A 26,995-nucleotide genomic window follows, 5' to 3' on the forward strand; every position below is an offset into this window, starting at 1 on the left:
GCGCGCTTGCTAACCTTGCTCGTTCGCCGTTGCCTCCGGGGCTTCCGGCTTGAGGTTCCAGCCGCCGATCTGCGCGTACAGCGCGTCCCGTAGTTCCCGCACCCGGGCGTTGAGCGCCTTGAGTTCCTCCACCGGCTGGCCGGAGGACGTCAGCAATGCCTCGGCGAGACAGCCGGTCCTGGTGCGAAGCTGGCGCCCGTCCGGGGTCAGCGCGACCAGCACCTGCCGTTCGTCCTCGGGATTGCGGGTGCGCTGCACCAGGCCCGCGGCCTCGAGGCGCTTGAGGAGCGGCGTCAGTGTGCTTGATTCCAGCGCCAGTTGCTCCGCGATCCGGCCAACCGCCTGGCCGTCCTCGCGCCACAGGATGTTGAGCACCAGATATTGCGGATAGGTGAGCCCGAGCTGGTCGAGCAGCGGCTTGTACACGCGCTGGATCGCCATGCTCGCGGAGTAGAGCCCGTAGCAGAGCTGGTCGTTCAGCGGCAGCAGCGTGTCTGCAACGTCCGTCATTCCTCACTCCTGGTGCAACCGCCCGTGCACCACACATATCGCGATATCTTTTCGGTGAACAAGCCCGGCGGGCTGCGGCCAAGCCGTGGCGAAAGGATAACGCTCCCCGGAGCGCTGCTCCGGGGAGCGTCTGGATCAGCCGCGAAAGAAGGCGAGCAGATCGGGATTGATGACCTCCGGGTGAGTTTGCGCCATGCCATGGGGCAGGCCCTCATAGGCCTTGAACGTGGCGTTCTTCAGCAGGCCCGCTGCCTTGGGGCCATGGTTGGCGAAGGGGACGACCTGGTCGTCGGTGCCGTGCATCACCAGCACCGGAACCTCGATCGCCTTCAGGTCTTCGGTGAAATCCGTTTCGGAGAACGCCTTGATGCAGTCGTACTGCGCCTTGGCACCGCCGGCGAGGCCTTGGCGCGACCAGTTGTCGATGAGACCCTGGCTGACCTTCGCGCCCTCGCGATTGAAGCCATAGAAGGGCCCGGATGCGACCTCGTGGTAGAATTCGGGCCGGTTGGCGACGAGCGCGGCACGGAAGCTGTCGAACAGCTCGATCGGCACGCCATCGGGATTGGTGTCGGACTTGACCATGACGGGCGGCACGGCACCGATCAGCACTGCCTTGGCGACACGCCCCGGCTCGGCGCGGGCGACATAGTGCGCCACTTCGCCACCACCGGTGGAGTGGCCGACGTGGATCGCGTCCTTCAGATCCAGTGCCGCCACCAGTTCCGCCACGTCGGCGGCATAGGTGTCCATTTCGTTTCCGGTATCCGTCTGCGTTGAACGACCATGGCCGCGGCGGTCGTGGGCGATCACGCGATAACCCTCGCCCAGGAAGAACAGCATCTGGTTGTCCCAATCGTCCGCCGACAGCGGCCAGCCATGATGGAACACGACGGGCTGGGCATCCTTGCTGCCCAGGTCCTTGTAGAAGATTTCCGTGCCGTCCTTCGTGGTGATCGTCGCCATCGCTTGTCTCCTCGGTGAAGGCGGCAGGAGCGCCGCTGTCGAAGATGATGTACAAGGACCAGGGTGGCGGCACGCGTGGGGGAAGTGACACAGTGCAGGGCGAAACTGACAGGGCGCACATCGTCGCGGAAATCGGGCTGGTGCTCTATCCCGATTGCCAGCTGTCCGCGATCTATGGCCTGACCGACCTGTTCCGCATCGCGAGCGATATCGCGGCGGGCTCGGGCGCCTCGACCCCGCCGGCGATCCGCGTCAGCCACTGGCGACAGGACGGCGACGCGATCGTGTGCACCCATGACAGCGCACCCCGGCCCCGGCACGCGCTCAGCCACGTCATCACGCCCCCCAGCATCGTCCTGCCCGATCGGATGCAGCCGATGCCGCACCTTGCGGACTGGATGGCCACGCTGCACCGCGGCGGCGCTACCCTGTGTTCGGTGTGCGCGGGGGCGTTCGTGCTGGCGGAGACGGGCCTGCTGCAAGGGCGGGAGGCGACCACCCATTGGGCGTTCGCCGAAACGCTCGCGTCGCGTTTTCCTGCGGTCCGAGTCGATGTGGATCGCATGCTGATCGACGACGGCGACATCATCACCGCCGGGGGCATCCTCGCCTGGACCGACCTTGGCCTCACGCTGGTCGAGCGGCTGCTGGGCCCGAGCGTCATGCTCGACACTGCGCGCTTCCTGCTGGTCGACCCGCCCGGTCGTGCCCAGCGGCCCTATGGCCATTTCGTTCCCCGGCTCGATCATGGGGACGCCGCTATCCTTGCCGTGCAGCATTGGCTGCAGGCGACGGGTGCGAAGGACCATGGCGTGCCGATGCTTGCCGCCCGGGCAGGCCTCGAGGAGCGTACGTTTCTTCGGCGCTTCAAGAACGCGACGGGCCTGCGCCCGACTGAATATGCCCAGCAGATCCGCGTGGCCAAGGCGCGGGAGGCGCTGGAACTGACGCGCAAGCCCGTGGAACAGATCGCCTGGCAGGTCGGCTATGGCGACCCTTCGACCTTCCGAAAGCTGTTCCAGCGACTGACGGGCCTCGCCCCCAACGAGTATCGGCGGCGGTTCGGGGTCGCGGCCGGAGCGGAAAACGCCCCTCCGGCGCAGCGGCTGGACAGCGCGCTGCTGCCTGCCTAGGCGCCGGACCGTGGCCAAGAAACACTATCTGACCGCGACCTTGCCCGATGGCTATGTGAAGACGATCGGGCCGACCTCGATCCCCTTCACCCATTACTGGCGCATCGTCGCCGAGCTCGCCAACGGCAAGACCGAGGTGTTCTGGGGCCATGCGAAGTCCCTGGCCGAAGCGAAGGGCAAGCAGGCTGCCGCCGCCGAAGCGGCAGCGACCCGCGGATGGCGCTCCTACGCGTTCGAAGTCGTGGAGCTGGTCAAGACACGCGGCTAGCGCGCCTCACGCCACCGCCCAGCGCTCCCGCACGACGCGTTCCAGCACCGCAAGCGGCATTGCCCCGTCCAGCAGCACGGCATGGAACTGCTTCAGGTCGAACTTCGGGTTCCTCTGCGCCTCGGCGCGCAGCCGCGTCCACACGGTGTGGCCGATCTTGTAGCTGCACGCCTGGCCCGGCCAGACGGTGTAGCGGTCGATCTCGCCCTGGCTGCGGCCGCGGGCGATGCCGGTGGTCGCGATCAGATAGTCCGTCGCCTTTTTGCGGCTCCACCGCTTGGCATGCATGCCGCTGTCCACCACCAGCCGGGTGGCGCGGAACAGCAGCGACTGGAGATAGCCGACCTGGCCGAGGGGATCGCCCTCGTACATCCCCATCTCGTCCGCCAGCTGCTCGGAATAGAGCGCCCAGCCTTCCGAATAGCCGCTGAAGAAGCCGCGGCGCCGGATAAGCGGGATCTGCGTGCTCTCCAGGGCGAGGCTGACCTGGAGGTGGTGGCCGGGCACCGCCTCGTGATGCGTCAGTGTGGCCAGGCCGAACTTCGGCCGGTCAAAGGTATCGCGCAGGTTGATGTAGTAGATCGCCGGGCGCGAGCCATCGAGCGAGGCGTTCTGGTAATAGCCGCCGGGTGCGCCCGCCTGGATGGTGGGAGGTACGCGTCGCACCTCGACCGGGGCCTTGGGCAGGGTCGCGAACGCCTCGGGCAGGCGCGCGTGCATCGCCTGGATCTGCGTATTCAACTGGGCGAGCAGCGCCTCGCGGCCCGGATCGGTATTGGGGAAGAGCTGGTCCGGACGCTTGTTGAGCGCCACCAGCCGCTCGCCGACGCCGCCCTGCGCCATGCCCTGCGTCTTCAGGATCGCGTCGATGCGCCCGCTGATCTCCGCCACCTGCTCCAGGCCGAGCCGGTGGATCTCGTCGCCCGTCATCGCGACCGTGGTCGCCGCCTCGGCAGCCGCGGCGTAATAGGCATCGCCATCGGGCAGGCGCCAGCAGCCGGCGTCGTGGACCGCCTTGGCGCGCAGCTCGGTCACCAGCGCGCGCTGGCGATCGAGCGCCGGGAACACCTTCTGCTCGACGATCGCGGCCGCACGGACGACGCGGTCTGCCGGCAGCCCCACGGCCTTCAGCTTGGCGGCGAAGCTGGCCACCATCACCGTCTGGTCGGCCGGCTTTTCCCGCGCGCTCGCCAGCTGCTTGAGCGTGGTGTCGAGAATATAGTCGGGCGCGAACACGCCGCGCGCGGCGTCCCGGCGCTGCCGCTCGCTGCTGTCGTCGATCGCCTTGGGGAATGCCTCCAGCCGGGCGAGATAGGCGTCCGCCTCTGCCGCGTCCCGCACGCGCGCCTGCGACTCCAGGAAATCGGGCACGTCGCGATAGGGGCCGCTCAGCTGGCTCAGCACATAGGGGGCGAACCGGCCGAGGCTGCTGCCATAGGTGAAACGCTCCGCGCCCGCGATCGCACGGGTCAACTGATATTCCACGATCTCGTGATCGAGCTTCGAGGCGGGAGACAGTTCGGCGGTCCTGACCCGCTTGAGCTCGGCGAGCTCGCGCCGGGTGCGGGCGAGCGCACGCGCCTGACCGGCGGCAGATTCGTCGTCGAGCTGCGACTTCAGCCGCGCGCGCTCACCGGTGTCGAGGCCCAGCCGGGTCGCCTGCTCTGGGGATTCATCCAGCCGGGCGTAGAAGAAGCGGTCGAGCATCGCGCGGAAGTCTGCGTCGGCGCTTCCGGCCGCGACGGCTGCCCGTGCCGGAACGGCACCCGCGAGTGCGACCGCGGCACCACCCAGCATGAAATCACGACGCTGCATGGCAGTCTCCCCCTGTCACCCCGGTTCGGAGCGCAGGTGTAAGCGAGCCCCGGGCGCACGTCACCCACGGAGTGCCGCTCAGCGACGCGGCTCCAGCCACCAGTCCTGACGCCAGCCGCGCAGCTCCACGACGGGCCGGCCGGCAGCGTCGCGGGCAGGGGCATAGCGGTAGCGGGCCTCGATCAGCCGACAGGTGGTGGCGTCCAGTTCCGCCGAGCCGCTCGAGCGGGTCACGGCACAGCCGGTTGCCCGGCCCGCAGGGTCGACGGTGAAGCGCACCGTGACGCTGCCCTCCACCCGCCCCCGGCGCGCCGCCCGTGGATAGTCGGAATCCCGGATCGCGCCGCGCAGCAGCCGGGCAGGACTGCCGCCACCGCTCCCCGTGCCGCTGCCGGAGGCGCCGCTGCCCGTGCCCTGGCCCACGCCACCGGCGCCGGTTCCCGGGCCAGGGAGCGGTGCCGCGCCCGCCGCGGCGTCTGCGCCGGGGCCGGCGATCGGTGCGGCGGCAAGCAGCGGCGGCAACGGGGCCGGCACGGGTGGTGCCACCAGTTCGACGGGGCGGGCGTGGCGGTTCGGGGGCGCTGCGGCGCCACTTTTCCGCTCCGGCCGCGGCGCCGGCCTGAGCGGGGGCGGGGACGGCGGCGCTGGCGCGGGCAGGTCGAACGTCCGCAACGAGTCCTCGGGCGTCGCCACGGGCGTGAAGCCCAAGGCGGTCACCAGCGCGATGCCCAATCCCGCGTGCAGCAGCAGCACGGCAACCGCGGAGGCGATCCGATGCCGCCGTTCCTGATGATAGCCCTGCCGCATGCCAGCTTAAATCGGCAGGCCGGCAAGCCTATTTCAAGTCCGCGTCAGCGGCTTCCGCCGAGTGGTACCCGCAGCGTCACCTTCTTCCATCCCCAGCGGACCATCGAATCCTCTTCGTCCTCGACCGGCTCCGTGAGCTCGCCCAGCCGCCAGCGGCTGTCCTCGGTAGCGGTGGCGGATTCGATCCGCTGCAGGTCGAAAGAGCCGGCCTCGGAGAGCTTCGCCCGGGGCGCCTGGTTCTCACGCGCTGCCGGCGTGGCTGTCGCAGCGGTGCCGCTGATGGCCAGCACGAGGATGGCTGCGGCAAGGCTTGTCATTGCGGCCTCGAGTCCCTTGAAGTGGTGATGGCATCTAGAAAGCGTGACGACCCGTCGATGTTCCCCTTGCCGGCAGGAAGGTCTCCGCCCATCCTGCTGCGCGGGGGGGCGAAATCATGCGAGACATGGGACAAAGGGTGTCGGAGCTTTGCGCGGAGGCGATCGCGCTGGCCGCGGGCGGATGGTGGATCGCCGGAGGGGCGATCCTGCTCCTGAGTGGTGCCGGTATCGCCGCGGACCTGCTCGGGCCCGCCGGGAGGCTGGCCGGTGCCGCCGTCAAGCTGGGCGTGTCCTGGGGGATCCTGCGGTACATGGCGCAGCGGCGGGGCTGGATCGCGCCGGGGAGCCGCGCCGGTGGCGTCCTCGGCCTCATCGGCCTCAACATCCTGTACAGCGTCGGTGTGGGGCTCGCCTGCCTCCTGCTCCTGTTGCCCGGCCTCTACGTCGCTGCCCGTTGGTCGGCGGCGAGCGTCATCCTGGTCGCCGAGCGCGCGAGTCCGTCGGAGGCGCTGGGCGAGAGCTGGACGCGCACACGGGATTGGAGCGGTGCGATCGCCCTGGTCCTGTGTGGCGTCTTCCTGCCGCTGGTTGCCGCGGGCGTCGCGCTGGCGCTGTGGACCGATCCCGATACCACGAGCCTCGGCCCGGTGGCTGGAACGAACCTTGCCATCGCCCTATCTTATGTTTGCGCTTGGTACGTCGGGATGGCCGCTTACGCCCGGACGCGCGCGTCGCAGGAAGGGCTGGAACAGGTCTTCGCCTGACGCCTCCGGCAGGATAGGGGGCGCTTGACGCGGGCCATCGGCGATCCCCACTCTCGCGCGTACACGTAAGGACCCCGTAAACCCCCATGCAGCTTGTCATCGTAGAGTCGCCCGCCAAGGCGAAGACCATCGAGAAATATCTCGGCAAGGACTATCGCGTCCTCGCCTCCTACGGCCATGTCCGCGACCTGCCGGCGAAGGACGGCTCGGTCCACCCCGACGACGGCTTCGCGATGGAGTGGGAGACCTATGCCGACAAGTCCAAGCAGCTCAAAGCAATCGCCGACGAGGCGAAGAAGGCCGACCGCCTGATCCTCGCCACCGACCCTGATCGCGAGGGGGAGGCGATCTCGTGGCACGTGCAGGAGGTGCTCGCCAAGAAGAAGGCGCTCCCCAAGGAGGTCGAGCGGGTCACCTTCAACGCAATCACCAAGCCTGCGATCCTGGCGGCGATGAAGGCGCCGCGCGAGCTCGATACCGACCTGATCGACGCCTATCGTGCCCGCCGTGCCCTCGACTATCTGGTCGGCTTCACCCTGTCGCCTGTGCTTTGGCGCAAGCTTCCCGGCGCCAAGTCCGCCGGACGCGTCCAGTCGGTCGCGCTGCGCCTGATCGTGGAGCGCGAGCGCGAGATCGAGGGCTTCACCGCCCAGGAATATTGGTCGGTCGTGGCGCAGATGGAGCAGGACGGCCAGCCGTTCGAGGCGCGGCTCGTCAAGTTCGACGGCAAGAAGCTCGACCGCCTGTCGCTGGGCGATCAGGGTTCGGCCTTCGCTGCAAAGGAAGCCGTCGAGGCGGCGCGCCTGTCGGTCGTCTCGGTCGAGACCAAGCCTGCGACGCGCAACCCGCCGCCGCCCTTCACCACCTCGACGCTGCAGCAGGAGGCGGCGCGCAAGCTCGGCTTCTCCGCCAGCCACACGATGCGCATCGCCCAGTCGCTCTACGAGGACGGCGCGATCACCTACATGCGTACCGACGGCGTGCAGATGGACGGATCGGCGATCGATGCGGCGCGCGGCGCGATCGCCAACCGCTACGACGCCAGCTACGTGCCGGACCGGCCGCGCCAATACCAGACCAAGGCGAAGAACGCGCAGGAAGCGCACGAGGCGATCCGCCCGACCGACTTCTCCAAGGATCGCGCCGGTTCGGGCGACCACGGCCGCCTCTACGACCTGATCTGGAAGCGCGCGCTCGCCAGCCAGATGGCCTCGGCGCGGCTGGAGCGCACCGCCGTCGAGCTGGAGGACGGCACCGGCCGGCTGGGGCTGCGCGCCACCGGTCAGGTGGTGCTCTTCCCCGGCTATCTCGCACTCTACGAGGAAGGCCGCGATGACGCCGGCGACGAGGATTCGCGCCGCCTGCCGCTGCTGCGCGACGGCGATGCGCCCGCAAAGACGGGCGTGACCGCCGAGCAGCACTTCACCCAGCCGCCGCCCCGCTTCTCCGAAGCCTCGCTGGTGAAGCGCCTGGAGGAACTCGGCATCGGCCGCCCGTCGACCTATGCATCGATCATCCAGGTGCTCAAGGACCGCGCCTATGTGCGCGTGGAAAAGAACCGCTTCTTCGCCGAGGAGAGCGGTCGGCTGCTGACGGCGTTCCTGGAACGCTTCTTTGAGAAATACGTCGGCTACGACTTCACCGCGGGGCTCGAGGAAGAGCTGGACGACGTGTCCGGCGGCCGCGCGGAATGGCAGGCGGTGCTCGAAGCCTTTTGGCGCGACTTCAAGCCGCGCACGGCCGAGGTAATGGAGCAGCAGCCCTCCGCCATCACCGCCGAGCTCGACAAGTTCCTCGAAGCCTATCTCTTCCCGGCCAAGGCCGATGGCAGCGATCCGCGCCTGTGCCCGAACTGCGGCGAGGGGCGGCTGGCGCTGCGCGGCGGCAAGTTCGGCGCGTTCGTCGCCTGCTCCAACTATCCCGAGTGCAAATACACCCGTCGGTTCGGCCAGCCGGGCGGCGAGGGCGCCGAGGACGCGGGTCCGGAAGGGCTTGGCAAGGATCCGGAGACGGGGCTGGAGGTCGAGCGCAAGTCGGGCCGCTTCGGGCCGTACATCCAGCTCGGCGAGGGCAAGGAGGCGAAGCGCGCCTCCATCCCCAAGGACCTGCCGGGCGGCGAACTCACCCTGGAATGGGCGCTGAAGCTGCTGAGCCTGCCGCGCGTCATCGGCAACCACCCGGAGACGGGCGAGCCGATCGAGGCGGCGATCGGGCGCTACGGCCCGTACCTCAAGCACGCCGGCAAATACGCGCGGCTGCAGACGACGGCGGACGTGTTCGAGACGGGCATGAACGCCGCGGTGGTAAAGCTTGCGGAAGCGGCCGCCGGGCGCCCGGCGCGTGGGGCTGCACGCGAACCGCTGCGCGTGCTTGGCGCGCATCCGCGGACCGAGGCGGAGATCAAGCTGATGGAGGGGCGCTACGGCCCCTATGTCACCGACGGCACCACCAACGCGACGCTGCCAAAGACGGTCGCGCCCGAGGCGCTGACGCTGGAGGAAGCCGCCCAGCTGATCGACGCTCGCGCCGCAGCGGCACCTGCGAAGAAAGGCCGCAAGGCGCCTGCGAAGAAGGCGGCTGCCAAGAAGCCTGCGGCGGAGAAGAAACCGGCTGCCAAGAAGGCACCGGCGAAAAAGGCACCCGCCAAAAAGGTGGCGGCGAAGACGGAAGACTGACGCCGAACCCCTCAGACCCGTACCCCGGCGAGGGCCGGGCCCAGCTCCAGTGTCCTCGAAGGGTGCACCGCACCTCGCGATCGGCTCCCAACTGGACCCCGGCCTCCGCCGGGGTACGAGAAGCTCAGACACGGAAACGGCGCGCGTACCCCGCTGTACGCGCGCCGTTCTGTTTCGCCCCTATGGCGCCCGCTTATTCCTCGAACGCGCCCACTTCGCTGCGGCGGCCGAGCAGGAACGCGTCGGCCACGTGCCGGAACGGCGACAGGTCGACGTCGCTTTCCCGCTTGTCGAGCAGCTCTGCGAAGCGGCGATACAGCCGCGCATATTCGGGCTCGTCGCCCACGTCCTGCTCGACGCCGTCGACGAACATCTTGGACGCGCCCATCGACAGCTTCAGGTGTCCGCGGTCGGTCTCGACATCGACGTCCCAGGTCTGCGGCCCGCGCTGGTCGAAGTCGAAGAACACGTCGACCGGAACGCCCGCCGTGTCGGTGAACGTGAGGTCGGCGGCGATCGGTGCCGGGCGGTTGGACGGGAAGCGCAGCGCCGCATCCTGCAGCAGCAGCGGGCGCGGCAGGATCTGCGTGATCACCGACAGCGCATTGATGCCCGGATCGAACACGCCGATGCCCGGCTCCCAGATCCAGGCCTGGCCCGGATGCCAGACGCGCACGTCCTCCTTCCAGTTCACCTCGACGCGGCGGATCTCGCGCTCGGCGAGCCACGCGCGCGCCGGCTCGACGCCGGCGGCCTCGCGCGAGTGCCAGGTCGTGAAGAGCACGCGGCCGGCCTCGCGCGCCAGGCGCACGAAGTCCTCGGCTTCTGACAGGGTGGCGGCCGGCGGCTTCTCGATCATCACGTCCAGCCCGTGCTCCAGCGCTTCCTCGATCAGCGCGAGGCGGCCGCGCGGCGGCGTGCAGATCGAGATCGCATGCACGTCCGGCACCGCCTGCATCATCTCGGTGATGGTGCGAAAGCCCGGCACGCCCTCTGGCGGGGTGTGGCCGGTGACGGCGGCGACGAGTTCGAAGCCCGGGTTGGCGGCGATGTGGGGGATGTGCTGGTCGCGCGCGATCTTGCCGATGCCGGCGAGCGCGATGCGGACCGCGCCCGCGTCGGTGCGTCCGGCCGTGCCGCTGGTGCCTTTGGGGTGCAGTGCCGTGTTCAAATCCGCGTTCCTCTCCGCTCCTCGGGCGTGGCCGCTTGGGCGCGCCCTGGTCGATAACTCCGACATATCGGTGCGATGCCGGGCGATCAATCGGCGGCCAGCGCTTTTCCGGCGGCGCATGCCCCTTGTTCCGCGCCCCCCGGGGCCGCTACCCTGTACCCGGGATGATGCCCAGCCGAACGGGCAAAGGGCACACCCGGGTAAGGAGATGGGCTTGCGCGAACAGGTGCAGGAGCTGGAGCGGCGGCGAGCAGCCGCGCGTGCCGGCGGCGGCGAGAAGCGGGTGGCCGCACAGCATGCCAAGGGCAAGCTGACCGCACGGGAGCGGCTCGACGTGTTGCTCGACCCCGGCAGTTTCGAAGAGCTCGACATGTTCGTCGAGCATAATTGCGTCGACTTCGGCATGGCCGAGCAGCGGATCCCCGGCGACGGCGTGGTGACCGGATCGGGCACGATCAATGGCCGGCTGGTGTTCGTCTTCAGCCAGGACTTCACCGTGTTCGGCGGCTCGCTGTCCGAACGCCACGCCGCCAAGATCTGCAAGGTCATGGACATGGCGATGAAGGTCGGCGCGCCCGTCATCGGCCTGAACGACTCCGGCGGCGCCCGCATCCAGGAAGGGGTGGCCTCGCTCGGCGGCTATGCCGAGGTGTTCCAGCGCAACGTACTCGCCTCGGGCGTGGTGCCGCAGCTGAGCCTCATCATGGGGCCGTGCGCGGGCGGCGCGGTCTATTCGCCGGCGATGACCGACTTCATCTTCATGGTGAAGGATTCGAGCTACATGTTCGTCACCGGCCCCGACGTGGTGAAGACCGTCACCAACGAGGTCGTGACCCAGGAGGAACTGGGCGGCGCCGTCACCCACACGACGCGATCGTCGGTAGCCGACGTGGCGTTCGACAACGACATCGAGGCGCTGCTCGCCGCACGCGACTTCATCGACCTGCTGCCCGCCTCCAACCGCGTCGAGGCGCCCGAGCGGCCGACCGAAGATCCGTGGGATCGTATCGAGGACAGCCTCGACACGCTGGTGCCGCCGTCCGCCAACCAACCCTACGACATGCACGAGCTGATCCGGAAGGTGGTGGACGAGGGCGACTTCTTCGAGGTGCAGCCCGCCCACGCCGCCAACATTCTCACCGGCTTCGGCCGGATCGAGGGGCGGACGGTCGGCTTCGTCGCGAACCAGCCGACGGTGTTGGCGGGCGTGCTCGACATCAACGCGTCCAAGAAGGCGGCGCGCTTCGTGCGCTTCTGCGACGCGTTCGAGATCCCGATCGTCACCTTCGTCGACGTGCCCGGCTTCCTTCCCGGCGTCGCGCAGGAGCACAACGGCATCATCAAGCACGGCGCCAAGCTCTTGTTCGCCTATGCCGAGGCGACCGTGCCCAAGATCACCGTCATCACCCGCAAGGCTTATGGCGGCGCCTATGACGTGATGGCGTCCAAGCATCTGCGCGGCGACTTGAACTATGCCTGGCCGACCGCGGAGATCGCGGTGATGGGCGCCAAGGGCGCGGTGGAGATCATCTTCCGCGGCCGCACGCCCGAGGAGATCGCCGAGCGCACCGCCGAGTATGAGGCGCGCTTCGCCAATCCGTTCGTGGCGGCGTCCAAGGGCTTCATCGACGAGGTGATCCAGCCCCACGCCACTCGCCGGCGCATCGCGCTCGGCCTGCGCAAGCTGCGCGGCAAGCAGCTGGAGAACCCCTGGAAGAAACATGACAACATCCCGCTCTAGGCGTGCGCCACCGGCGAAATCCGGCGGCGGCGGACGGTTCCTCGCCACGGCGATGGTGGCGGGGGTGACGCTCGGCATGGGAGCGCTGCTGCTGTGGCCGCGGGGCGACGAACGCAGCGAGCCGGTTCCTTCCGCGGCGCTCAAGTCTGCACCTCCTGCCGCCGTCGCGTCGCCTACCGGCGTGCGTGCGCTGCCGGCCGGCGAGCAGCTCGCGCGCGCCGCGCGGACGGTGTTCGGTCCCACGGGCAAGGCGAGCAGCGCCGGGGAAGGCGGGCAGGTCGTCACCACGCCGGTACGGCTGGTGTGGCGCGGCGACATCGCGGTGCTGATCAGCACGGCGGAGATGGTGGATGGTTGCCACGGATGCACCGGCGGGCTCGACATCGCCTATCTCAAGCCGGCGGGCGACGGCTTCACCCTGGTCCAGCGCTGGCCGGACGCGGTCTCCGGATCAAGCTGGGGCGCACCGCCCAGCGAATGGTCGGTCTCCGACAAGTTCGGCGCCAATCCGGTGATCTATGCAAGCGGCGGCGGGACCTGGCAGGGCTATACGTGCAGCGTGTTCACCCTGACCGAGCTCGGGGCGGGCGGCCCCGTCGGCCTGGTATCCGTGCCCGAGGGCTATGACGACAGCGGTGCCGGCACCACGCCTGCCACCACTCTGGAGGGCAAGATCGCCAACATCGTGCCGGGCCGCGGGTTCGACGTGAACTACACGGGTACCCAGAGTTTCACCGACCATTATGTCCGCCAAGGCGACAAATATGCCGTGCGTGGCGAGACGCGGATGCCGACATGCTAGGGCGGCTGAACCATGTCGGCGTGGCCACCGCCTCGATCGAGCGATCGGCAGAGTGCTACCGCATGCTGTTCGGCGATGCCGCCGTGGGCGAGCCCTTCGACCTTCCCGCACAGGGCGTGCGCGTCTGCTTCGTCGACGCGCCCAACACCCAGATCGAGCTGATCGAGCCGCTGGGCGCCGACTCGCCGATTCACGGCTTCCTCGCGAAGAACCCGGCAGGCGGGCAGCATCACCTGTGCTACGAAGTGCCCGACATCCATGCCGCCAAGTCCTGGTTCGAGGGGAAGGGCATGCGGGTGCTGGGCGAGCCGCGCATCGGTGCGCACGGGACGCCCATCTTCTTCGTCCACCCCAAGGACATGGGTGGCGTGCTGACCGAAATCATGGAGAGCCCGCGTGGCGAACATTGAGCCGCCCCAGCCGGGCGAGGACTCCGGCGCCGCGCCTGTGCCGCGCGACCTGCCCGTGAGCGACGGCGGTGGCAGCCCCGGCCTTAGGGATTGGGAAGCACTCGCCGCGAAGGAAGTGAAGGGCCGTGACCTCGACTGGCACACGCCCGAAGGGATCACCGTCAAGCCCCTCTACACCGCCGACGACGTCACCTCCGACCCCGGCCTCCCTGGCTTCGCGCCCTTCACCCGCGGTGTGCGCGCGTCGATGTATGCCGGCCGGCCCTGGACGATCCGCCAGTACGCGGGCTTCTCGACCGCCGAGGAATCCAACGCTTTCTACCGTCGTAACCTGGCCGCGGGGCAGAAGGGGCTGTCGGTCGCCTTCGACCTCCCCACCCACCGCGGCTATGACAGCGACCATCCGCGCGTCGTCGGCGATGTCGGTAAGGCGGGCGTCGCGATCGACACGATCGACGACATGAAGATCCTGTTCGACGGCATCCCGCTCGACAAGATGTCGGTCAGCATGACCATGAACGGCGCGGTGATCCCGGTGCTCGCCTTCTTCATCGTCGCGGCGGAAGAGCAGGGGGTCGCTCAGGAAAAGCTCGAAGGCACGATCCAGAACGACATCCTCAAGGAGTTCATGGTCCGCAACACCTATATCTACCCGCCCGAGCCCAGCATGCGGATCATCTCGGACATCTTTGCTTATACCTCGACGCACATGCCGAAGTTCAACAGCATCTCGATCTCCGGCTATCACATGCAGGAGGCGGGGGCGACGCAGGTGCAGGAGCTTGCCTTCACCATCGCCGACGGCATGGAATATGTCCGCTACGGCGTCGCCTCGGGCCTGGACATCGACAAGTTCGCCGGGCGGCTGAGCTTCTTCTTCGCGATCGGCATGAACTTCTTCATGGAGGTGGCGAAGCTGCGCGCCGCGCGGGTGCTGTGGCACCGGGTGATGACGCAACTGGGGGCCAAGGACGAGCGCTCAAAGATGCTGCGCACCCATTGCCAGACCTCGGGCGTGTCGCTGACCGAGCAGGACCCGTACAACAACGTCATCCGCACCACGATCGAGGCGATGGCGGCGATGCTGGGCGGCACGCAGAGCCTCCACACCAACGCGCTCGACGAGGCGATCGCGCTGCCCACCGACTTCTCCGCCCGAATCGCCCGCAACACGCAGATCGTGCTGCAGGAAGAGACGGGCATGACCAAGGTCGTCGATCCGCTCGGCGGCAGCTATTATGTCGAGAGCCTGACCCAGCAGCTGGTCGACCAGGCCTGGGCGATCATCGAGCGGGTGGAAGCCGAGGGCGGCATGGCCAAGGCGGTTGCCGCGGGCTGGCCCAAGGCGATGATCGAAGAGGCCGCCGCCGCCCGCCAAGCCCGGGCCGACCGCGGCGAGGACGTGATCGTCGGGGTGAACAAATACCGCCTCGCCAGCGAGGACCCGCTCGAGACGCTGGAGGTCGACAACACCCGCGTGCGCGAGGCGCAGATCGCCCGCATCGCTCGCGTGCGCGCCGGCCGCGACGAAAGCGCGTGCCGCGCCGCGCTGGACGCACTCGCCAAGGGCGCGACCGGCGACGCCAACCTGCTCGCTCGGGCGGTCGAGGCGGCGCGTGCGCGCGCGACGCTGGGCGAGATTTCGGCGGCGATGGAGGCGGGCTTCGGCCGCTACGGCACCACGCCGGTGCCGGTGAAGGGTGTGTACGGCGCGCCCTATGCAGAGGACGACCGCTGGGCGCAGGTGGTCGAAGGCGTGCAGGCGGTCGAGCGCCGGCTGGGGCGCAAGCCGCGGCTGCTGGTCGCCAAGATGGGGCAGGACGGGCACGACCGCGGCGCCAACGTCATCGCCTCCGCCTTTGGCGACATGGGCTTCGACGTAGTCTCCGGCCCCTTGTTCCAGACGCCGCAAGAAACGGTCGTGCTGGCGCTGGAGAGCGAGGCGGACGTGGTCGGCGCCTCCAGTCTGGCGGCCGGGCACAAGACGCTGATCCCCGAACTGATCCGCGGCCTGCGCGAGGCCGGGCGCAACGATGTGAAGGTCATCGCCGGGGGCGTCATCCCGTCCAAGGATTACGACTATCTGCGCGACGCGGGCGTGCAGGGCATCTATGGGCCTGGATCGAACGTGGTCGAATGCGCCGCCGACGTGCTGCGCCTGCTCGGCCACAACATGCCCCCAGCCGGACTCGAGGACGCGGCCGAATGATGGATGAGGAGGAAAGCCTTGATGCCACGCCGCACGACCGCGAGCTGCTGCTGTACGACTATTTCAAGCACCTGACCTCGCTCTGCGTTCTCTCGCTGGGCGGCGTGCTGGCGCTTGCGGACAAGGGTACGAAGCCGGTACTGCTCGTCGCCGTGCTGGTCGTGATCGGTGGTGCGGCCTTGTTGTCCTTCGGGGGCACAAGCGAGATCGTCCGCGCGCGGTTCGCACAGGCGAAGCCCAGCAAATACCTCAACCTCTACCGGATCGGCACGCCGACGCTGCTGTCGATCGGGCTCGGCATGTTCCTCTACATTTTCATTCGGACACTTTGATGATGACCCGTACTGACTGGACCCGCGAAGAGATTGCGGCACTGTTCGACTTGCCGTTCCCCGAACTGCTGTTCCGCGCCGCCGAGGTGCATCGCGCCAGCCATCGCGCCGACGAGGTCCAGCTCTCCACGCTGCTGTCGATCAAGACCGGCGGCTGCCCGGAGGACTGCGGCTATTGCAACCAGTCGGTCCATGCCGAAACGGGGCTGAAGGCCACCAAGCTGATGGACGTGCGCGCGGTGCTCCAGTCCGCGGCCCAGGCCAAGGACAATGGCTCGTCGCGCTTCTGCATGGGCGCCGCCTGGCGCAATCCCAAGGACCGCGACATGCCTGCCATCATCGAGATGGTGAAGGGTGTGCGGCAGATGGGCATGGAAACCTGCATGACCCTGGGCATGCTGACGCCCGACCAGGCCGCACAGCTGGCCGACGCCGGGCTCGACTATTACAACCACAACATCGACACCTCGCCCGAACGCTATGGCGAGGTCATCACCACCCGCAGCTTCCAGGAACGGCTCGATACGCTCGACTATGTCCGCGGTGCGGGCATCAACGTGTGCTCGGGCGGGATCGTCGGCATGGGCGAGACGCGCGAGGACCGCGTCGGCTTCATCCATGCGCTGGCGACGCTGCCGCAGCATCCCGAAAGCGTGCCGGTGAACGCGCTGGTGCCGGTCAAGGGCACGGTGCTGGGCGACATGCTCGCCGACACGCCGCTCGCCAAGATCGACGACATCGAGTTCGTCCGCACCGTCGCGGTCGCACGCATCACCATGCCCGCGAGCATGGTGCGCCTGTCGGCCGGGCGCGAAGGCATGTCGGACGCGACCCAGGCGATGTGCTTCCTCGCGGGTGCAAACTCCATCTTCACCGGCGACAAGCTGCTCACCACCGGCAACGCGGGCGACGACAAGGACGCGGCGCTGTTCGCGCGGCTGGGCCTGCGCCCGATGCAGGCGGAGGCGCCGCGGGGGCAGGAGGCGTGCGGGTGCTGCTGATCGCGCCCAGGGATCATTGAGACCGCGACACCGTTGGCCAGATCGGGGCTGAGCCCGGCGACGGCGGTGCGCGGGAAGGAGAGTGAATGCTGGTTACCCTGTTGGCCGCGGCGACCGCCGCGCTATGTGCAAATCGACGGATGCAGGCGGCGGAACTCCGGTCCGCTGCCGCACCCACGTCGCTCGTCCGGCGGGGGTAAGCCCATGTTCCGAAAGATCCTGGTCGCCAATCGCGGCGAGATTGCCTGCCGCGTGATGCGCACCGCCAAGCGGATGGGGATCGCCACGGTGGCGGTCTATTCGGACGCGGATGCCGACGCGCCGCACGTCCGCATGGCGGACGAGGCCGTGCGGCTCGGGCCGGCGCCCGCCGCCGAAAGCTATCTGCGCGCCGATCTGATCCTGCTCGCCGCCCGCGAAACCGGCGCCGACTGCATCCATCCCGGCTACGGCTTCCTGTCCGAACGCGCCGAATTCGCGCGCGCCTGTGCCGACGCCGGCATCGCCTTCGTCGGCCCGCCGCCGGGCGCGATCGCGGCGATGGGCGACAAGATCGAATCGAAGAAGCTCGCGAAGGAAGCGGGCGTCAACGTCGTCCCCGGCTTCCTGGGCGAGATCGCGACCACCGAGGACGCGGTGCGGATCGCCGGCGACATCGGCTATCCGGTGATGATGAAGGCGTCGGCGGGCGGCGGCGGCAAGGGGATGCGGCTCGCCTGGTCCGAGGCCGACGTGCGCGAAGGCTTCGAGGCGACCAAGCGCGAAGGCCTAGCGAGCTTCGGCGACGACCGCGTCTTCATCGAAAAGTTCATCCAGAGCCCGCGCCACATCGAGATCCAGGTGCTGGGCGACCAGCACGGGACCATCGTCTATCTGGGCGAGCGCGAATGCTCGATCCAGCGCCGCCACCAGAAGGTGGTGGAGGAAGCGCCGTCGCCGTTCGTCACGCCGGAGATGCGCCGGCGCATGGGCGAGCAGGCGGTCGCGCTGGCGCGGGCGGTCGGCTATTTCTCCGCCGGCACCGTCGAGCTGATCGTCTCGGGCGCAGACCCGACCGGCGAGAGCTTCTACTTCCTGGAGATGAACACCCGCCTCCAGGTTGAGCATCCGGTGACGGAAGCGATCACCGGCCTCGATCTCGTCGAGCAGATGATCCGCGTGGCGGCGGGCGAGCCGCTCGGCTTCGGGCAGGACGAGGTCACCCTCACCGGCTGGGCGATCGAGAACCGCGTCTATGCCGAGGACCCGTATCGCGGCTTCCTGCCCTCGACCGGCCGGCTGGTCCGCTATCGTCCGCCGCCCGCCCGCGACGGCGTGCGCGTCGACGACGGCGTGCGAGAGGGCGGGGAGGTGAGCATCTACTACGACCCGATGATCGCCAAGCTGGTCACCCATGCCGACACGCGCGAAGCGGCGATCGACGCGCAGGTCCAGGCGCTCGACCGCTTCGAGATCGACGGGCTGGGCACCAACATCGATTTCCTCTCGGCGCTGATGCAGCATCCGCGCTTCCGCGAAGGCGCGCTTACCACGGGCTTCATCGCCGAGGAGTTCCCCGAGGGTTTCACCGGCGCCGCGCCGTCACCGGAACTCCAGCGCCGGCTGGCGGCGATCGCCAGCGTGCTCGACGCGACCTATGCCGCGCGCGCCGCCCGCATCGAGGGGCAGTTGGGCAGCCCCATTTCTCCCGCCACCGATCGGGTCGTGACGCTCGGCGACGCGCGCTTCGAGACGCGGGTGGAGCCATTCGAAGGCGGGCAGCTGGTGCGGTTCGCCGATGGCGGCACGATCGAGCTGGTGGGCCATTGGCGGCCGGGCGAGCCGCTGTTCGCAGCGATGCTGGACGACGAGCCGCTGGTGGTGCGGGTCGCCTGCATCCGGGGCGGCTGGCGCCTGATCGCGCGCGGCGCGGCACATCGTGTCGGCGTGCTGCCGCCGCACGTCGCGGCGCTCACCCGGCACATGATCGAGAAGGTCGCGCCGGACCTGTCGCGGCTGCTGCTCTGCCCGATGCCCGGCTTGCTCACGCGCCTGCACGTGGCGCCCGGCGACCGGGTGGAGGCTGGCCAGCCGCTCGCGGTCGTCGAGGCGATGAAGATGGAGAACATCCTGCGCAGCCAGAAGGCCGGCACGGTGAAGTCGGTCAACGCCGCCGAGGGCGAAAGCCTGATGGTCGATGCCGTGATCCTGGAGCTGGAGTAGCTCAGCCGTCCAGGAAGGGTGCCGCGACTTCCGGCGGCACCCGCAGGATGCGGCCGCTCTCCCGGTCCACGATCGCCCAGGTGGTCTCCGCCTCCACCCGCACGCGGCCATCCTCCCCCACGAACCGCATGTGGCGATCGAACCGGGCCCCGCGCGGGGGTTCTGCGATCCAGGTTTCGGCCGTGACGCTTTCGCCGTCGCGAACGTTGCCGCGATAGTCGATCTCGTGCCGGGTCACGACCCAGACATAGCGTTGCTGGTGTTCGGCCGGCGCCACCGCCTCCCAGTGCGCCGTGGCCACGTCCTGGATCCAGCGCACCCACACGGCATTGTTGACGTGCCCGAGTTCGTCGATGTCGGCCTGGCCGGCGGTGATGCGGGTCATGTAAGGCGCCATGCCACGTTCCTATCAGCAGGCCGCCGGCCAAGTCGATCCATCGCGGGGCGGCTGCCCGCTCGGGCAGCCGCCTGGCCTCACGGCTTCATGGTGCTGGCAGCGAGGGTGGTGACCGTCGTCATCTTGCGATCGGTCGCGTCGTGGCCGATCGCCACACGATAGCGGCCACCCGCGATCCGCCATCCCGGAAGCGCCGTGTCATAGTCTGCCACGATGCGCGGCTCGGCCGTGAGCGTCACGCGCCGCGTCTCGCCGGGCTGGAGCTGGACCCGTTGGAACGCCGCGAGCCGCATCGGCGCATCCGATCCCTCGCGCGCGACATAGAGCTGCGGCACGTCCGCGCCCGCCCGCTTGCCGGTGTTGACGACCTCGACGGTAACGCTCAGCGTGCGGCCGCCGGTGACCTTGAGCTTGCGGTAGGCGAAGCTGGTGTAGCTGAGGCCATGACCGAACGGGAATAGCGGCTTCAGGTCCTGCTTCTCGTACCAGCGATAGCCGACGTCCGCGCCCTCGGTATAGTTCACGGGGAAGCTCTGGAACTGGAAGTTGCCGGCATTGGCCGGGTTCGCCGCTGCCTGCGCCTCCAGCGAGTTCATCGTCTCCAGGCCGACGGGGGTGGGACGCGGGGGCTGGCCGGCGCTGGCCGGGAAGGTGATCGGCAGCCGGCCCGACGGATTGACCTTGCCGGTGAGGATGTTGGCGATCGCCTCGCCCCCGCGCTGGCCGGGGTACCAGGCCTGCACCACCGCCGGCACCTTCTCGATCCACGGCATCAGCACCGGGCCGCCGGTTTCCATCACCGCCACCGTCCTAGGCTGGGCGTCGGCGATCGCCGCGATCAGCGCGTCCTGATGATCGGGCAGGCGCAGGTCTGGAACGTCCTGCGCCTCGGTCGTCCACTGGGTAGCGAACACGATGGCCAGGTCGGCGGCCTTCGCGGCCTCTACGGTCGCGTTGAAGTTGCGGCCGTCGAGATAGTCGACCTGGACCCCCGGCAATGCCTTGCGGAGTGCCGCGAGCGGGGAGGAGGCGTGATAGGTGATGCGCGCGAACGAGGATGCCGCGCCATAGGCGAGCGGCACTTCGACCGGTGCGCCGCCGACCGAGCGCACCTGGCTCGATCCGCCGCCCGAGAGCACGCCGACGTCGGCATTGCCGCCGATCACCACGATGCGCTTTGCGCTGGCGGCGAGCGGCAGCAGGTTGCGCTCGTTCTTGAGCAGCACGATGCCCGCCTCGGCGGCGCGCTGCGCCACGTCGGCGTGCTGGTCATAGGAGATGGCCTCCGCCGTCGCAGGCATCGGCGCGTCATAGGCGCCGGTCTCGATCAGGCCGGTCAGGTAGCGGATGACCATGTCGTCCAGCCGCGCCACCGGTACTTCACCGTTCTCGACCGCCTGCTTGAGCGGCTTGGCGAAGAACGGCGCCTTGTCGAGTTCCTGGCCCGACTGCTGGTCCAGCCCGGCGTTCGCCGCCTTGGCGGTCGAATGCACCGCGCCCCAGTCGCTCATCACCCAGCCGCGATAGCCCCAGTCGCGCTTCAGCACGTCCGTCAGCAGCCGCGGGTTCTCGCACGCCCAGTCGCCGTTCACCTTGTTGTAGGCGCACATCACCGAGCCGGGGCGGCCCTTCTCGATCGCGATCTGAAAGGCGAGGAGGTCGCTCATCCGCAGCGCCTTCTCGTCGATGCGCGCGTCGACGACCATGCGGCCCGTCTCCTGCGCGTTCAGGGCGAAGTGCTTGACGGTGGAGACGATGCGGTTGGACTGGACGCCGGCGATGTGCGCGCCGCCCAGCAGCCCGGCGAGCAGCGGGTCCTCGCCCAGATATTCGAAGTTGCGGCCGTTCCAGGGATCGCGGGTCAGGTTGACGCCGCCCGCCAGCAGCACGTTGAACCGCTTCGCGCGCGCCTCCGCGCCGATCATCGCGCCGCCTGCGCGGGCGATCTCGGGATCGAAGCTGGCTGCGGTGGCGAGGCCGGACGGGAGCGCGGTGGCGACGTCGCCCTTGCGCTGTTCGACCTGGTTGGCGACGCCGAGCGATGCGTCGCTCTCGCGCACCAGCGGCACGCCCAGCCGCGGGATGCCGTCGATGTGGCCGGCGGACGGGATCAGTTCGTTCCTGGTCTTGCCGTCGGCCATGGGCGGAAACAGCCCGTGGACCAGCGCGATCTTCTCGTCCGTGGTCATGCGCGCGACCACCGCCTCGGCCCGCGCGCGGGCATCGCCTGCCCGGATGGTCGAGGGTGCCGCCTGCGGCTCCCGCGCGAGCACCGCCGGTGCGGCCAACGCCGCCAGGAGCGATCCTCCGAGCAGCAGGCCATGGAACTTCGACATCCTCTTCCCCTTGCGATGTTGGGTTCGCGCGCCGACGCAAACTGGACGCCGACGCGCAATGCTGTGCCTTTCAGAGCACAGGTTGGGAACGTTCTCAACTACGGTATCGCTCACACTTCTGCGGCCGCGGCTTTGCTGCTTGACAACAGTTTCGGAGCCAAGTGAACGTTCTCAGCAACGATGCGATGAACTACGCGTCGACAACAGGGGAGGTTTGGATGCGCAGCTTTGCCGCTCGCTCGCACACGCACTTGGTACTCGGGGTTTCCGCACTGGCGCTGATCGGCACGCCAGGCATGGCGCTGGCGCAGGACGCCGCGGCCACCGTCGGCAACCCGGGTCCTTCCGAAATCACCGACCAGCAGAATCTGGAGCCGGGCGAGGCGGGCGACGACATCGTCGTGACCGGCATCCGCGCCAGCTTGCGCGAAGCCGTCGACATCAAGCGCGACGCCCAGGGCGTCGTCGACGCCATCTCGGCCGAGGACATCGGCAAGTTCCCGGACACCAACCTCGCCGAATCGCTCCAGCGCATTACCGGCGTGTCGATCGACCGCTCGAACGGCGAGGGTCAGTTCGTCACCGTCCGCGGCTTCGGCCCAGAATATAACCTCGTCACGCTGAACGGCCGCCAGATGCCGACGTCGACGCTCGGCGACGGTGCCAGCGCGCCGGCCTCGCGCTCGTTCGACTTCGCCAACCTCGCGTCCGAAGGCATCGCGGCGGTGGAGGTCTACAAGACCGGCCGCGCGGCGATCCCGTCGGGGGGCATCGGATCGACCATCAACATCCGGACCCCGCGCCCGCTCGACAAGCCGGGCATGCGCGGTTCGCTGGCGGTGAAGGGCGTGCTCGACAGCTCGCGCAACGATGGCGATCCGATCACCCCGGAAGTGTCGGGTATCATCTCGACCACCTTTGCCGACGACCGGATCGGCGTGCTGGTGAGCGGCGCGTATCAGCGCCGCAAGGCGAGCCTGAACTCGGCCGGCGTCGGCTTCCGCGACGGCTTCCTCGGCGACAACGCGCTGAACGTCGCCGCCAACAACACCTGGGGGGTGCTGCCGGACTCCAGCCCGAACATCACCAATCGGCCCCAGGGCGAGGACGTCTATGAAATCCCGCAGAGCGCCAATTACGAGCTGATCGACATCGATCGCGAGCGCATCAACGGCCAGCTGGTGCTGCAGGCGAAGCCCACCGACTCGCTGACCGCGACCGTGGACTTCACCTATTCCAGCAACAAGGTGGAGGCGCGCAACAGCAACGTCGGCATCTGGTTCAACTTCGGCGACACGTCGAGCGCCTGGACCGACGGCCCCAATGCCGGCCCGCTGTTCTATTCGGAGAATTTCGCGCCGGGCAAGGACCTGTCGTACAGCGGGTCGCTGCAGGCCAACAAGACCGAGAACAAGTCACTCGGCGGCAACCTGACGTGGGAAGGGCCGGGCGGCGTCACCGTCTCGCTCGACGCGCACCATTCCACCGCCGTGTCGAAGCCGACGAACAAATACGGCAGCAGCAACTCGATCGGCACCTCGATCTTCGGCGTGCAGAGCCAGACGATCGACTTCGAGCACGAAATGCCCGTGCTCTCCTACACCATGTACCCGGGCATCGATCCGCTCGATCGCTCGCTCATCACCCCGACGGGCAACTCGTTCCGCAACGCCTATTTCCGCGACCGGATCAATCAGGTGCAGCTGAAGGGGCATTACGACCATGAGGGCGGCTTCCTGGACAGCATCGACGCGGGCTTCTCGTTCGTCGACAACCAGGTCCGCTCCGCCTACGGCTTCATCCAGAACGACACCTGGGGCGGCATCGGCCCGGCGTCCGACATTCCGGACGATCTGTTCGAGCAGGTGAGCATCCCGGACAAGTTCAAGGGTGTGGGCGGCGCCGACAGCGCGGGCATGATTCCGGCGCTGTTCAAGTTCAACTTCGAGCGCATGGCCGACCTGCTCGAGAGCAACTACGGCATCTGCAGCGATCCGCAGACCGGCACCGCTGCGCCGGGGACCTGCCTGTCGGACTATACGGTCGACCGGCGGCTCCGCGAGAAGACGATCTCGCCCTTCATCCAGTTCAACACCAGGTTTGACGTGTTCGCGCGTCCTGCGCACCTCATTGCCGGCCTGCGCTGGGATCACACGGACATCGACTCTTCGGCGCTGGTGCCGGTGCCGACCGGGGTCCGCTGGGTTTCCGCGAACGAGTTCAGCCTGATCTATTCCGGCGAGAGCACCTTCACGCGCCTGAAGGGTAGCTATGAAAACTGGCTGCCGGCGGTCGACTTCGACATCGAGCCGCTCGAGAATGTGAAGCTGCGCGCCTCGTACAGCCACACGATCACCCGCGCCGATTACGGCAGCCTTCAGGGCGGGCGCGAGCTGGCCTCCAACCCGCGGATCGGCGGCGGCACCGGCAGCCAGGGCAACGCCGGGCTGCTGCCGTACAAGTCCAAGAACATCGATCTGTCGGCCGAATGGTACTACAGTCGCGAGAGCTACGTCTCGGTCGGCTATTTCAACAAGGACGTGAGCAACTTCATCGGCACGGACCAGATCAACACGTCGGCGTTCGGGCTGCGCAATCCGGGCGCAGGCCCGCGCTATCGCGCGGCGGCGGCGGCGCTCGGCACCACCGACGCGATCCGCATCCGCGACTATATCCTGCGCAACTATCCGGAGTCGTCGCAGGTCACCGGAACGACCGACAACGGCTTCCTGACCGGCGACATCTTCGCGACGGCCGAGGATCCTCTGCTCAACTTCCAGATCAACCAGCCGTTCAACAACGACCGGACCGCCAACCTGAACGGCTGGGAGTTCGCGATCCAGCACAACCTGTGGCAGACCGGCTTCGGCGTCATCCTGAACTACACGATCGTGAACGGCGACGCGAAGTACGACAACACGCTCAGCCCGTACGAAGGCCAGTTCGCGCTGACCGGGCTCAGCGACAGCGCCAATGCGGTCGTCTATTACGACAAGGGGGGCATCCAGGCACGCGTGGCGTACAACTGGCGCGACGAGTTCTACGCCGGCGGCGCGTTCGACCCGACCTATGTCGAGGCCTATGGCCAGATCGATGCCAGCGCGAGCTGGGAGTTCATCCCCGGCCTCACCGGCTTCGTCGAGGCGATCAACCTCACCGGCGAGAGCCGGCGCGGACATCGCCGGTCGGAGAACTTCGTGACCTTCGCGCAGCCGGGTTACGCACGCTATGCGGGCGGCATCCGCTTCAGCTTCTGAAGCCCTGCGCCCGAAACCGTCGAAGCGGGAGGAGCCATGCCCGAAAGGGTGTGGCTTCTTCCGCGCTTCGGCGGCACCTTTGCCGGCGACGGCCAATGTTCCGCCCTGCTGGGATTTGATTGCCGATATGCCTGATCACGCGATCCTGACTGCCGACGCCCATCGGGACCTTCGAGTAAATACGGAGCGCTCCGCTGCGTCCGGCGACGCCGTCATGTCGGCGATGGTGGTGCCGGACGAGTTACGGCAGGTTCAGAACGAATATCCGATCCTCTTCCGCCGCAACCTCGAGCATGATCGCTTCACGGCGCTCGCGATGTTCGGGTTCGAGGATGGAGAGAACCTCTTCCTCGAAGGGACCCGCTGGGCGGCACGCTACCTGCCGCTGTCGATCGCGATCCAGCCGTTCCTCATCGGGCGCCCGGAAGGCGCGGACACGGGCGTGCGCCAGGTCCACATCGACCTCGCGAGCCCCCGCCTGGGCTCGGAAGGCCTGCGGATCTTCGAGGAGGATGGCAGTCCTTCCCCGTACTTCCATGCCGTCGTCGAAAAGCTGGGCATGCTCGACGCCGGCTATCAGGCGTCGATCGGCTTCCTGGCCGCGCTGCGCCGCCACGACCTGCTCGAGCCCTTGTCCCTGGAGGTGCCGCTCGCGGACGGATCGACCCATCGCCTGGTCGGCTTCCACGTCATCGACGAGGAACGGCTGCGCGCGCTGGACCCGGCGGCCGTGGCGGAGCTCCACCAGGCCGGGCACCTGATGCCGATCTTCATGGCGCTGGCGTCGCTCGCCAACATCGGAGCGCTGGTGGCGCGCAAGAACCAGCGGCTGCGCCATGGCTGAGGCCGCGCCCGGCATCTTCGCCGATCTGCCCGCGGTGCCCGAGGAGACGGTGGCCGGCGCGGCCGCGCTCGACACCCTGCTCAGGAGCGCGACGCGGCCTTTCGTGGTGCGGGGGCTGGTGGCCGATTGGCCGCTGGTCGCCGCCGGACGGCGGTCTGCGCGGGACGCGCGGGCCTATCTGCTGGAGCGCCGGCGCGACCTGCCCTTCACCGTCTCGGTCGGGCAGCCCGGATCGGACGGGCGCCTCTTCTACGACGATGCGATGGGGATGAACTTCCGCATCGCGCGTGCCAAGCTGCCGGAGATCTTCGCCCAGATCGACCGGGCGGAGGAGGATCCGGCCGCGCCCCCGATCTATCTCGGTTCGATCGACGTGCATGACTTCTTCGACGGCCTCCATGCCGAGAACCACGTCGATCTGGGCGAGCGCCAGCCTCTGGCGAGTATCTGGATCGGTACGCGCACGCGCATTGCGGCGCATAACGACCATCCGCACAACCTCGCCTGCGTGGCGGCGGGGCGGCGACGCTTCACGCTGTTCCCGCGCGAGCAGTTCCGCAACCTCTACCTGGGGCCGGTGGACAACACGCCTGCCGGTCGCGCGGTCAGCATGGTCGATTTCAGCGCGCCCGACTTCGCGCGCCATCCCCGCTTCCGCGAGGCGCTGGCGCATGCCCACGTCGCGGAGCTGGAGCCGGGCGATGCCGTCTACATCCCGTCGATGTGGTGGCACCACGTCGAGGGACTGGCACCGTTCAACATCCTGGTGAACTATTGGTGGCGCGACACGCCGCGGTGGCTCGGCCAGCCGCAGGAGGCGCTCAACCACGCCATGCTCACCATCCGCGACCTGCCGGAGGACGAGAAGCGCCACTGGCGCGACCTGTTCGACCATTATGTCTTCCGGAACGGGGAGGAGGTCGTGGCGCATATCCCCGAAGGCGCGCGCAGCGTGCTCGCTCCGCTGACGCCGGAGAGCGCCGGGCGCATCCGCTCCTTCCTCCTCAGGGCGCTCAGCCGATGATGGAGGGCAGGCGC

At 68.5% G+C, this 26,995-nt stretch carries 22 protein-coding genes; 14 read left to right on the plus strand and 8 right to left on the minus strand.

Features of this window, described 5'->3' with window-relative positions; translation table 11 throughout:
* Positions 1 to 9 precede the first annotated feature (9 nt).
* On the minus strand, positions 10 to 510 hold the full coding sequence (locus EO081_RS09550; RefSeq protein ID WP_129341728.1) for a MarR family winged helix-turn-helix transcriptional regulator: 501 nt from the start codon (positions 508 to 510) through the stop codon (positions 10 to 12).
* Between the two features lie 135 nt (positions 511 to 645).
* Complete coding sequence (locus EO081_RS09555) at positions 646 to 1,476, minus strand: alpha/beta fold hydrolase (RefSeq protein WP_129341729.1); 831 nt, start codon at positions 1,474 to 1,476, stop codon at positions 646 to 648.
* Positions 1,477 to 1,520: 44 nt separating this feature from the next.
* Between EO081_RS09555 and EO081_RS09560 the strand changes: the two genes are divergently transcribed.
* Together EO081_RS09560 and EO081_RS09565 are read left to right on the plus strand one after the other, a co-directional pair.
* Positions 1,521 to 2,609 (plus strand): GlxA family transcriptional regulator, encoded by a 1,089-nt coding sequence (locus tag EO081_RS09560; RefSeq protein WP_240697624.1) that lies wholly within the window; start codon positions 1,521 to 1,523, stop codon positions 2,607 to 2,609.
* Positions 2,610 to 2,619: 10 nt separating this feature from the next.
* Entirely contained in the window at positions 2,620 to 2,877 is a 258-nt protein-coding gene (locus EO081_RS09565) for a hypothetical protein (RefSeq protein WP_129341730.1), read from the plus strand.
* 6 nt (positions 2,878 to 2,883) lie between these two features.
* Here the strand turns inward: EO081_RS09565 and EO081_RS09570 are convergent, their stop codons facing one another.
* The 3 genes from EO081_RS09570 to EO081_RS09580 form a co-directional block, all read right to left on the minus strand.
* The gene (locus EO081_RS09570; RefSeq protein WP_129341731.1) at positions 2,884 to 4,692 is read right to left on the minus strand and encodes a DUF885 domain-containing protein; all 1,809 of its coding nucleotides are present in this window, start codon (positions 4,690 to 4,692) and stop codon (positions 2,884 to 2,886) included.
* A 78-nt stretch (positions 4,693 to 4,770) separates the two neighbouring features.
* Entirely contained in the window at positions 4,771 to 5,499 is a 729-nt protein-coding gene (locus EO081_RS09575; RefSeq protein WP_129341732.1) for an energy transducer TonB, read from the minus strand.
* A 44-nt stretch (positions 5,500 to 5,543) separates the two neighbouring features.
* Complete coding sequence (locus tag EO081_RS09580) at positions 5,544 to 5,816, minus strand: hypothetical protein (protein WP_129341733.1); 273 nt, start codon at positions 5,814 to 5,816, stop codon at positions 5,544 to 5,546.
* A 137-nt stretch (positions 5,817 to 5,953) separates the two neighbouring features.
* Between EO081_RS09580 and EO081_RS09585 the strand changes: the two genes are divergently transcribed.
* Both EO081_RS09585 and topA read left to right on the plus strand, forming a co-directional pair.
* Complete coding sequence (locus EO081_RS09585; protein WP_129341734.1) at positions 5,954 to 6,580, plus strand: hypothetical protein; 627 nt, start codon at positions 5,954 to 5,956, stop codon at positions 6,578 to 6,580.
* Positions 6,581 to 6,666: 86 nt separating this feature from the next.
* Positions 6,667 to 9,255, plus strand: coding sequence for a type I DNA topoisomerase (gene topA, locus EO081_RS09590; RefSeq protein WP_129341735.1), 2,589 nt, complete (start codon positions 6,667 to 6,669; stop codon positions 9,253 to 9,255).
* A gap of 193 nt (positions 9,256 to 9,448) precedes the next feature.
* Here topA and EO081_RS09595 read toward each other — a convergent pair whose 3' ends face one another.
* Complete coding sequence (locus EO081_RS09595) at positions 9,449 to 10,426, minus strand: Gfo/Idh/MocA family protein (RefSeq protein ID WP_375781658.1); 978 nt, start codon at positions 10,424 to 10,426, stop codon at positions 9,449 to 9,451.
* A gap of 214 nt (positions 10,427 to 10,640) precedes the next feature.
* On the opposite strand from EO081_RS09595, the gene EO081_RS09600 reads away from it, so the two are divergent.
* The 7 genes from EO081_RS09600 to EO081_RS09630 all read left to right on the plus strand — a co-directional run bounded on the left by EO081_RS09600 (position 10,641) and on the right by EO081_RS09630 (position 19,123).
* Positions 10,641 to 12,167 (plus strand): acyl-CoA carboxylase subunit beta, encoded by a 1,527-nt coding sequence (locus EO081_RS09600; RefSeq protein WP_260153947.1) that lies wholly within the window; start codon positions 10,641 to 10,643, stop codon positions 12,165 to 12,167.
* On the plus strand, positions 12,148 to 12,969 hold the full coding sequence (locus EO081_RS09605; RefSeq protein ID WP_129341738.1) for a hypothetical protein: 822 nt from the start codon (positions 12,148 to 12,150) through the stop codon (positions 12,967 to 12,969). The genes EO081_RS09600 and EO081_RS09605 overlap by 20 nt, the downstream gene beginning before the upstream one ends.
* The gene (gene mce, locus EO081_RS09610) at positions 12,963 to 13,379 is read left to right on the plus strand and encodes a methylmalonyl-CoA epimerase (protein ID WP_129341739.1); all 417 of its coding nucleotides are present in this window, start codon (positions 12,963 to 12,965) and stop codon (positions 13,377 to 13,379) included. The genes EO081_RS09605 and mce overlap by 7 nt, the downstream gene beginning before the upstream one ends.
* A gap of 55 nt (positions 13,380 to 13,434) precedes the next feature.
* On the plus strand, positions 13,435 to 15,588 hold the full coding sequence (scpA, locus tag EO081_RS09615; RefSeq protein WP_129342439.1) for a methylmalonyl-CoA mutase: 2,154 nt from the start codon (positions 13,435 to 13,437) through the stop codon (positions 15,586 to 15,588).
* Positions 15,585 to 15,920 (plus strand): hypothetical protein, encoded by a 336-nt coding sequence (locus EO081_RS09620; protein ID WP_129341740.1) that lies wholly within the window; start codon positions 15,585 to 15,587, stop codon positions 15,918 to 15,920. Before scpA ends, EO081_RS09620 begins: the two co-directional genes overlap by 4 nt.
* A complete protein-coding gene (gene bioB, locus EO081_RS09625; RefSeq protein WP_129341741.1) occupies positions 15,920 to 16,921 on the plus strand; it encodes a biotin synthase BioB in 1,002 nt (333 codons plus the stop codon). The genes EO081_RS09620 and bioB overlap by 1 nt, the downstream gene beginning before the upstream one ends.
* A gap of 204 nt (positions 16,922 to 17,125) precedes the next feature.
* Positions 17,126 to 19,123, plus strand: a complete 1,998-nt coding sequence (locus tag EO081_RS09630; protein ID WP_129341742.1) for an acetyl-CoA carboxylase biotin carboxylase subunit — start codon at positions 17,126 to 17,128, stop codon at positions 19,121 to 19,123.
* A gap of 1 nt (position 19,124) precedes the next feature.
* Here the strand turns inward: EO081_RS09630 and EO081_RS09635 are convergent, their stop codons facing one another.
* Both EO081_RS09635 and EO081_RS09640 read right to left on the minus strand, forming a co-directional pair.
* Positions 19,125 to 19,520 (minus strand): acyl-CoA thioesterase, encoded by a 396-nt coding sequence (locus tag EO081_RS09635; protein WP_129341743.1) that lies wholly within the window; start codon positions 19,518 to 19,520, stop codon positions 19,125 to 19,127.
* A gap of 77 nt (positions 19,521 to 19,597) precedes the next feature.
* Positions 19,598 to 21,856: a beta-glucosidase family protein gene (locus tag EO081_RS09640; protein WP_129341744.1), complete on the minus strand. Its 2,259-nt coding sequence runs from the start codon at positions 21,854 to 21,856 to the stop codon at positions 19,598 to 19,600.
* Between the two features lie 218 nt (positions 21,857 to 22,074).
* Between EO081_RS09640 and EO081_RS09645 the strand changes: the two genes are divergently transcribed.
* The 3 genes from EO081_RS09645 (at position 22,075) to EO081_RS09655 (ending at position 26,981) form a co-directional block, all read left to right on the plus strand.
* Positions 22,075 to 25,113 carry a TonB-dependent receptor gene (locus EO081_RS09645; protein WP_129341745.1) on the plus strand — a complete coding sequence of 1,013 codons (3,039 nt, stop codon included), beginning with the start codon at positions 22,075 to 22,077 and terminating at the stop codon, positions 25,111 to 25,113.
* A gap of 127 nt (positions 25,114 to 25,240) precedes the next feature.
* The gene (locus EO081_RS09650; RefSeq protein WP_129341746.1) at positions 25,241 to 25,957 is read left to right on the plus strand and encodes a SapC family protein; all 717 of its coding nucleotides are present in this window, start codon (positions 25,241 to 25,243) and stop codon (positions 25,955 to 25,957) included.
* Positions 25,950 to 26,981 carry a cupin-like domain-containing protein gene (locus tag EO081_RS09655; protein ID WP_129341747.1) on the plus strand — a complete coding sequence of 344 codons (1,032 nt, stop codon included), beginning with the start codon at positions 25,950 to 25,952 and terminating at the stop codon, positions 26,979 to 26,981. The genes EO081_RS09650 and EO081_RS09655 overlap by 8 nt, the downstream gene beginning before the upstream one ends.
* Positions 26,982 to 26,995 lie beyond the last annotated feature (14 nt).

Origin of the sequence: Sphingomonas desiccabilis (assembly GCF_004135605.1) — a bacterium.
Classification (GTDB): domain Bacteria; phylum Pseudomonadota; class Alphaproteobacteria; order Sphingomonadales; family Sphingomonadaceae; genus Sphingomonas; species Sphingomonas desiccabilis.